The sequence below is a fragment of the Bradyrhizobium sp. genome (genome assembly GCF_049798375.1).
Classification (GTDB): domain Bacteria; phylum Pseudomonadota; class Alphaproteobacteria; order Rhizobiales; family Xanthobacteraceae; genus Bradyrhizobium.
On record NZ_JBARGP010000201.1, the window covers coordinates 1 to 8,298 of the forward strand.

Annotated in this window: 9 protein-coding genes; 3 read left to right on the plus strand and 6 right to left on the minus strand. The window is 65.0% G+C overall.

Features of this window, described 5'->3' with window-relative positions:
- The 3 genes from WA702_RS08540 to WA702_RS08550 all read right to left on the minus strand — a co-directional run.
- A partial coding sequence (locus WA702_RS08540) for a JAB domain-containing protein (protein WP_425110087.1) occupies positions 1–579 on the minus strand: 579 nt, incomplete at its 3' end.
- Positions 580–648: 69 nt separating this feature from the next.
- Positions 649–1,362 (minus strand): DJ-1/PfpI family protein, encoded by a 714-nt coding sequence (locus WA702_RS08545; protein WP_425110088.1) that lies wholly within the window; start codon positions 1,360–1,362, stop codon positions 649–651.
- A gap of 99 nt (positions 1,363–1,461) precedes the next feature.
- Positions 1,462–1,656 carry a hypothetical protein gene (locus WA702_RS08550; protein ID WP_425110089.1) on the minus strand — a complete coding sequence of 65 codons (195 nt, stop codon included), beginning with the start codon at positions 1,654–1,656 and terminating at the stop codon, positions 1,462–1,464.
- Here WA702_RS08550 and WA702_RS08555 point away from each other — a divergent pair.
- Positions 1,640–2,146, plus strand: coding sequence for a hypothetical protein (locus WA702_RS08555; protein ID WP_425110090.1), 507 nt, complete (start codon positions 1,640–1,642; stop codon positions 2,144–2,146). The two genes, WA702_RS08550 and WA702_RS08555, sit on opposite strands and share 17 nt — an antisense overlap.
- 314 nt (positions 2,147–2,460) lie before the next feature.
- Positions 2,461–3,645, plus strand: a complete 1,185-nt coding sequence (locus tag WA702_RS08560; protein WP_425110091.1) for an MFS transporter — start codon at positions 2,461–2,463, stop codon at positions 3,643–3,645.
- A 2-nt stretch (positions 3,646–3,647) separates the two neighbouring features.
- On the opposite strand, the gene WA702_RS08565 is transcribed toward WA702_RS08560, so the two are convergent.
- The 3 genes from WA702_RS08565 to WA702_RS08575 all read right to left on the minus strand — a co-directional run bounded on the left by WA702_RS08565 (position 3,648) and on the right by WA702_RS08575 (position 6,897).
- Positions 3,648–4,454 (minus strand): intradiol ring-cleavage dioxygenase, encoded by an 807-nt coding sequence (locus WA702_RS08565; RefSeq protein WP_425110092.1) that lies wholly within the window; start codon positions 4,452–4,454, stop codon positions 3,648–3,650.
- Between the two features lie 180 nt (positions 4,455–4,634).
- A complete protein-coding gene (map, locus tag WA702_RS08570) occupies positions 4,635–5,459 on the minus strand; it encodes a type I methionyl aminopeptidase (protein ID WP_425110093.1) in 825 nt (274 codons plus the stop codon).
- A gap of 121 nt (positions 5,460–5,580) precedes the next feature.
- Positions 5,581–6,897 (minus strand): mechanosensitive ion channel family protein, encoded by a 1,317-nt coding sequence (locus tag WA702_RS08575; protein ID WP_425110094.1) that lies wholly within the window; start codon positions 6,895–6,897, stop codon positions 5,581–5,583.
- 213 nt (positions 6,898–7,110) lie between these two features.
- On the opposite strand from WA702_RS08575, the gene WA702_RS08580 reads away from it, so the two are divergent.
- Positions 7,111–8,298 (plus strand): potassium/proton antiporter (locus tag WA702_RS08580; RefSeq protein WP_425110095.1); only part of this gene is annotated, 1,188 nt, incomplete at its 3' end.

Genomic DNA, 8,298 nt, shown 5'->3' on the forward strand with positions numbered 1-8,298 from the left:
GGGATGGTTGTGCACGAGAATGATGGCGGTGGCGGAGAGCTCCAGCGCGCGCTTGATCACCTCGCGCGGATAGACCGGCGTGTGATCGACGGTGCCGGTCTGCTGCACCTCGTCGGCGATCAGCTGATTGCGCTTGTCCAGGAACAGCAGCCGAAACTGCTCCTTCTCGGCGAACGCCATGCTGGTGCGGCAATAGGTGATGACGTCCTGCCAGGATGACAGCGCATGCCGCTGCTTCAACTCGCCCTTGGCGATACGGTTGGCGGCGGCGGCGATCAGCCTGAGCTGCGTAATGGTGGCTTCGCCGATGCCGTCGACTTCGCGCAGCAGCGGCTCCGGCGCGTGGATCGTTTCCGCGAACGAGCCGAACCGCTTCAGCAGCGCTTTGGCGAGCGGCTTCATGTCGCGCCGCGGCTGCGCCGTGAACAGCACCATCTCCAGCAACTCGTAGTCGCTGAGCGCGTCGGCGCCCGCGGCAAGAAAACGCTCACGCAGCCGCTGCCGATGGCCGTGATAATGCGGCGGCTCGTTCGCGGTCGGCGTCTCTTCTGGCTGGGGATCGTCGGTCCTGGCGGGCATCGCCGACAGAATGCCGCGCCGGGCGGCTTTTGCAACCTTGAAGTGAGGTCGTGCGCACAGCCGGCCCGACTATGAGAGCTTGACGTCCGCAGGCTCGAACTGCGCCTGCTGCCGATAGAAGATCGGCGCCTGCGGATCGCGGTGCCAGTCATATTCGGCTGCGCTGACCGCGATCTCGGCGACCGCCCGCCCCGCTAGCCGCGACACCAAATGGAAGCCGAGATCGGTGCCGGCCGAGACCCCCGCCGAGGTGACATATTTGCCGGCATCGACCCAGCGCGAGACGTTGTCCCACAACACAAGCGGGCCGTGCGCGGCGACCCAGCCGAAGGCGCCCTGATTGGTGGCGGCAGGCCGGCCATCGAGCAGGCCTGCGCATGCCAGCACCGCGGCGCCGGTGCAGACCGAGGCCATGATCGGAACATGCTTGTCCATGTCGCGCACCCATTTGAGCAGCGCCTGGACGTCGGCCGGATTTCCGCCGAGCAGTGGCCAGGTGCCACCGCCGCCCGGGATCATCAGAACATCGAGCCGCTCCTGCAATGCCCGAGTGAAATCCCAATCGGGAGCGACCGAGGGACCGTTGATGCTTTTCACATTGCCCATCTGGCGCGCGATCAGCACGGTCTCGAAGGGATAAGGCGGCCCGTCCCCATAACCCTTGTTGAGGAAGCGCGCGATCGAGAAAGCCTCGGCGAAGCCGAACACGTCGATCGGCTCGAAGCCGTCGAACACGAAGATGCCGACGGTTTGGGTGCGCGGCGCGGCGGCTTGATCTGGCATTTCGGTCCTCTCGATGGAGCGCTGTGCTGAGGGGCGTCGCACGCGGCAAAGCCGTGCGGACAGCTTGGTGACAAGGCAACGATGTCATCTCGTACAGATTTAGCTATGGAAATAATACACGCGGTAATAGATGATGGCATGAAGCGCGACCGAGGTGAAGCGCGAACCAGCAAGGGTGGGTGCGATGATCAGGACGTTGCCGCTCTGGGGTGCGTTGTTGCTGCTATCGCTAATGCCGGCATTGGCGCAGACCAGGCCGATGGCACCTGCTACACCCATGACATCGGCGGCCACACCGTCGTGGGATGCATCGCTGACCGGGAAATGGATCTATCGCAGCTATCTCAACCGGGCGGACGTCATCGTCAACGACGATCCCGAGCCCGCGGTGCGGAATCTTGCCGCCATCTTCGGCCAGGGCTCGACCGCAAACAACGCCGCGAAGGCGCTCAGCCTGATCTTCGGCGAAGGCGTGATGACGTTCGATCCGCCCGCCGGTAGCGCGATCACGGGCAATTTCGACATGGGCGGCGGCTATGTGCTCGATCTCAAGGGCACCATGCAGACGTTGAGCTCGGGCGACATCTCGGTGGAGATCTTCGGCACCGGCCGGGCGGGGACGCCGACCGCCAATTGGGAATATGATTATCGCGCCTTCCTGACGCCGAAATGGCCCAACGGCATCAATCAGGTTCCTGCGCTGGTCGGGACTGTGATCCGGGCCAAGCCGCATGATGGCGGCCCGGCCGGCGTCACGGCCTCGTTCATCTCCATCAAGCAATGATCTGACGGCACGCTCGACTTGCCGTGATGGCGGGCCGGCGGTAGGCCCGATCCGTGACCGCACGCTCGCCATCGCGCGCCCGTGAGCGCCACGGAGTTGCTGCCGGCGCTCCGGCGTCCTATATCGCGACAAGCCAGCCGTAGCGGCGGTCAAGGGGAAACGTGCCGGTCTCAATGCCGCGCCAGCGGCAGAGGCAGGTGTCCAGTGGCGGGCATCGTCATTGCAAAAGCCGGTGTAGAGCCGGCCGCCCTGTGATGACGAACCTTCGCCAGACGTTCGATCAGTCCGGACATCCGCCTGCTGGGAGTGCCTTCTTGACAACCCTGACCTCCGACTCCGCCGACACGCTGTCGGCCTGGATCACCCTGCTGCTCGCCTTCTCCTGCGGGCTGATCGTCGCCAACATCTATTATGCGCAGCCACTGATCGGGCCGATCAGCCGGGAGCTTGGCCTGTCGGCAGCATCGGCTGGCCTGCTCGTAACCATGAGCCAGATCGGCTATGGCGCGGGGCTGCTCCTGATCGTGCCGCTCGGCGACCTCGTGGAAAATCGCAAGCTGGTGCTGAGCGTGGTGGCGGTAGCCGCAGCGGCGCTGGCGAGCGCGTCGTTCGCGACGAACGCAACGCTGTTTCTCACAGCCGCCCTGTTCATCGGTCTCGGATCTGTCGCGGTGCAGATCCTGATTCCCTATGCCGCGCATCTTGCACCGGCAGAGACGCGTGGCCGCGCGGTCGGCAATGTCACCACCGGATTGATGCTCGGCGTGATGCTGGCGCGGCCCGCATCGAGCCTGGTCGCGGCGTATGCATCCTGGCGGCTGGTCTACGTGATTTCGGCCGCCGCCATGGTGGCGCTCGGCCTGGTGCTGCGCCTCGTGCTGCCGCTGCGGCTACCCGCGGCACGCCTGAGTTACGGCCGCCTGCTCGCCTCGATGGTCGATCTCGCCCGCACCGAGCCGGCGCTGCGCCGGCGTGGGCTGTATCAGGCCGCATTGTTTGGGTCGTTCAGCCTGTTCTGGACCACGGTGCCGCTGCTGCTGGCCGGTCCTGATTTTCGTCTCTCGCAAACCGGCATCGCGCTGTTTGCGCTGGCCGGCGTCGCCGGTGCGATCTCGGCGCCACTTGCAGGCCGCGTTGCCGACCGCGGCTGGATCAAGCCTGCTACTGCGGCCGCCATGATCATCGCCGCCATCGGCTTTGCACTGACGCGCGCATTGCCACCAGGCTCGACCGCGTCGATGGCGCTGCTGGTGATCGCGGCGATCGCGATCGATTTCGGCGTACAGGGCAATGTCGTGCTCGGCTACCGCGTGCTGTTTGCGCTCGGCGCAGAGCACCGCAGCCGATTGAACGGGCTGTACATGACGACGTTCTTCATGGCGGGTGCCGCCGGCTCCGCGATCGGCGCCTGGGCCTATGCCTATGGTGGCTGGGCGCTGGCATCGTCAATCGGCTTCACGCTGCCGCTGTTGGCGCTCGCCTATCTGGCGACGGAGTAGTTTCAGAATGGACTCCGCTTCATCCCGGGCACCAATGCCGCCAACCGGTCCTTGATCCAAAGCGCGCGGCTCGGCGGTCCCGGCGGCATGTCGGCCGAGGCCTTGGCGCTGCGGTCGACCGCGAGCGTCAGCATCGCGACGTAGCGGTCGCGCTCTTCCTTGACCGCGCACCAGGCGCGATGATCCGGATCGGCGCCGACGGCGACGCGATCGTTGGCGTTGATCACCAGCCGCTGCTGCGATCGCTTCGCGTAGTCGGGCACGTTGGTGTAGATGAACTCGTTGAGCGCCTCAGGGAAGAAGCTCTGTCCCGTCAGCACCGTCTTGTCGTCGAGGAACACCTTGAAGTGGACGTGGGTGGCGCGTCCCGCATACCAGCCGGGATAGACGGTCTTGAACGCGGCCCAGCCGCCGGCATCCGCGAGCTGAGTGCCGCGCAAAAATGTCTTGCCGGTCTGGTCGATGTTGTGGCGATCGCCCTGCTCGGGAAATGCCGAATAGAGCCCGCGGGCATCGCAGTGCCAGATGTCGACGCGCGCGCCCTGGATCGGTGCGCAACTTCCGGCCTCGACCACGCGCAGCCGGAACGACAGCGGCACGCCCGGCCGGCCCTCGGCGATATCAGCGCGCACCAGCTTGGGATCAGTGTAATAAGGCCCCTCTTCCGATTGCGGCGTCAGGATGCAGGCATCGTCGATGCCGAAGGCCGCGACGCTCTCGGGTGCAGCCAGGGCCGCCCGCACCGGCAGCAGCGCAGTGGCGCCGGCGGAGACAAAGCTAAGGAAACTGCGGCGGGTTGCGTCGGTCATGCGTGCGTCCTCCCGAACATGGAGCGTCGCACACGCGATCACACTGGGATGGCAACAATCCGACGCTGATCACGTTTGGACACGCGTAACGGCGAAATCGCTCTGCCGCACCGAGCTCAGGTGACATCGGCCAGGCGGCGCAGTCGATGACTGTGCCTGCGGCCTTTACCTGAATAGCCATCAAACCTGAATCAGCTGCTTCTCGCCGTGGCGTTCCGATAGCGTGAAGATCTCGACGCCGTCATTGGTGACGCCGACCGAATGCTCGAACTGCGCCGACAGCGACCGGTCGCGGGTGACGGCGGTCCAGCCGTCGGACAGGATCTTCACATGCGGCTTGCCGAGATTGATCATCGGCTCGATGGTGAAGAACATGCCGGGCTTCAGCAGCACGCCCTCATTGGGCCGGCCGACATGGATAATGTTGGGCTCGTCGTGGAACAGCCGGCCCAGACCGTGGCCGCAGAAGTCGCGCACCACGCTCATGCCCTGCGGCTCGACGAAGCTCTGGATCGCGTGGCCGATATCGCCGGTCGTGGCGCCGGGCTTTACCGCCGCGATGCCGCGCATCATCGCCTCGTAGGTCACCTCGATCAGCCGTTCGGCTTTGCGGGCGATCGGACCGATCGCATACATGCGGCTGGAGTCGCCGTACCAGCCATCGAGGATGAAGGTGACGTCGATATTGACGATGTCACCTTCCTTCAGCGGGCGGTCGCCGGGCATGCCGTGACAGACCACGTGGTTGATCGAGGTGCAGGTCGAGTAGCGGTAGCCGCGATACATCAAGGTCGCCGGATAGGCGCCATGGCTGAAGGCGAAGTCGCGGACGAATTCGTCGATCCGCGAGGTCGGCATGCCCGGCTTGACGATGTCCGTGAGCTCGTCGAGGCACTTGGACACCAGCGCGCCTGCCTTGCGCATGCCGGCAAATCCGCCCGCGCCATGCAGCTTGATCTGGCCGTTCTTGCGCAATCCGGTGTCGGTGGCTTCGATATAGCTCATGGTTTTGGTAGGTTCCCGCGAAATTGTTGGCGTGATCGCCTAATCTAATGATCGTGGCGGGTGACGCAAGCCGGGCGTGATACGGCCGCAAGCAGTTGATCCGGCTTGCTGATCGGACCGATCAGGTCGGCACTTCGACCGTGGTCTCGACCGGCAGCGCGCCGCCGCGGACGCGAATCTCACGGACCGGATAGGGTACGCGGATGCCCTCGCGCTTGAAGGCCTCCCAAAGCGACAGCATCACCTCGCTCTTGACGCTGTCCATGTCGGAGGGATCGCCGATCCAGCAGGTCAGCGAGAATTTCATGCCGGCCTCGGTAAACTCGGTCAGCAGGCAGTTCGGCGGCTTGGATTTCATGGTGCGCGCCGTGTGGCCTGCGATCTCCTTCGCGAGCTTGCAGACGAGCCTGGGATCGGCATCGTAATTGGTGCCAAAATTGACTTTCACCAGCGTGTTCTTGTCGGTGTAGGTCCAGTTGGTGACCTTCTGCGTCACCAGGTCCTCGTTCGGGATCAGGAACTCGCGACCGTCGCCCGCGGAGACCGAGATGTAGCGGGTGTTCATGGCGCTGATGCGCCCCGAGCTGTCGCCGATGGTGACGAGATCGCCCGGCTTCACCGACTTGTCGGCCAGCAGGATGATGCCGCTGATGAAATTGGCGACGATCTTCTGCAGGCCGAAACCGATGCCGACGCCGGCCGCGCCGGAGAAGATCGCCAGCGCCGACAGGTTGATGCCGACCGCGCTCAGCGCGATCGTGATCGCCAGGATCATCAGGCCCATCCGGACCATCTTGATCAGAAGCACCTGAATCGACGGCGTCAGGTCGGTCGAGCGGGTGATGCGTCCCTCGACGAAATTGCTGGCGATATTGGTCAACCAAAGCGCCGCGACCAAGAGCACGCAGAGCTTGATGACGAGCAGCGGCGTCAGCCGCAATCCGCCGAGTACCACCGACACCGAGTCGAGCGCGTCGAGCACGGGATCGAGCTCGCCGATGATACTGAGCGCCGCCACCAGCCAAGCCGAGATCGATACCACGCGGACGATGAAGGTGTTGCGGATCACCGAGGTGATCAGGCGGATGACGAGCCAGGCCAGGGCCAGCTTCAGAGCCACCGCGAGCAGGTAGCTGCGGCTGGGCCAGGTCCACAGCACCATCGCGGTGCGCGCGATCCGCATCAGCACGATGAACACGACATTGGCGACGCTATCGACCAGCACCCGCAGCAGCTGGCGCAGCGGCCCCGGCCAGCCCATCGCCAGCGATGTCATGTCGACGCGCGCCCGGATCGCTGCCGAGGACGCGAACGCAATTCCGGCTCCGGCCATCACCAGGCCGAGCTGCAGATAGAACCAGGGCGAGGTGACCTCGGCGCCGACCGAGCGCGCGGCCGTCTGCAGAGCTGAGAGGAAATCGTTCAGGTCCATGTCCACCGCCAAATCCTGGGAAAACGGCACGCATCTCAAAAAAAAGCCGTTCCGCCGCGTTCCCGTAGCGGAGCGGGCCAGCCCGTCGCAATAGCACGGTCCTGCAAATCGGAGCCGGAAAATGGGCAAATCGCCGCGCTCGCAGCAAATCCGGTTGGCGGACAGGGATGGCGTCGATAAGGATGCCATTTCCCCGGTTCGGAGTGATTTGCGCCCTTCATGACGTCTCTCGACGCGGTCAGCATTGCCATCCTGCTCGGTGCCGTCCTGGTCATGGCCGGCATCCTGTCGAGCCTGCTGGCGCTGCGGTTCGGCGCCCCGCTGCTGCTCGTGTTTCTCGCGATCGGCATGCTGGCCGGCGATGCCGGTCCCGGCCATATCGAATTCGCTGATGTACGCACCACCTATCTGGTGGGTTCGGTGGCTTTGGCGCTGATTCTGTTCGACGGCGGCCTACGGACGCGATTTCAGAGCATCCGCACCGTGCTGGCGCCTTCGATGGTGCTGGCGACCATCGGCGTGTTGCTGACCGCGTTCATCACCGCGCCGGTTGCCAAATACAGCCTCGATCTCAACTGGACCGAGGCGCTGCTGATCGGCGCCGTGGTGGCCTCGACCGACGCTGCCGCCGTGTTCCTGCTGGTGCATGCGCAGGGCCTGCGGCTGCGCCCGCGCGTCGGCGCCACCTTGGAGGCTGAATCCGGCAGCAACGATCCTTTCGCGGTGTTCCTCACCTTGACTCTGGTCGAGTTGATCACGGTCGGGCACGCCTCCGCCGCGCATGTCGTGATGGAGTTGGCGCGCGAGGCCATCCTCGGCACCATCTTCGGCGTGATCGGCGGGCGGCTGGTGGTGCTGGCGCTGAACAAGGTGGCGTTGCCGCAGGGCCTGCACGCGCCGTTCGTGACCACGGCCGCGCTGGTCATTTTCGGCGTGGCGCAGATCGCCCACGCCTCCGGCTTCCTCGCGGTCTATCTCGCCGGCATCATTATCGGCAACCGGCCGACGCGGGCACATAATTCAGTCGTGACCTTCCTCGATGCCGCGACCTGGCTCGCGCAGATCGTGATGTTCGTGCTGCTCGGACTTCTGGTGTCGCCGCAGCGGCTCTTGAGCAGCCTGCTGCCGGCGATCGCTGTGGCATTGACATCGATGTTTGTGGCGCGGCCGCTCGCGGTAATGATCTGCCTCAAGCCGTTCCGCTTCAACTGGCGGGAGAAGACCTTCATCGCCTGGACCGGACTGCGGGGGGCGGTCGCGATCTTCCTCGCCTCGATCCCCATGCTGGTCGGCCTGTCGAAGGCCTATCTCTATTTCGACGTTGCCTTCGTCGTCGTCTTCATTTCGCTGCTGGCGCAGGGCTGGACGCTCGGCCTCGCGGCGCGGTGGCTGCACGTGGCGCTGCCG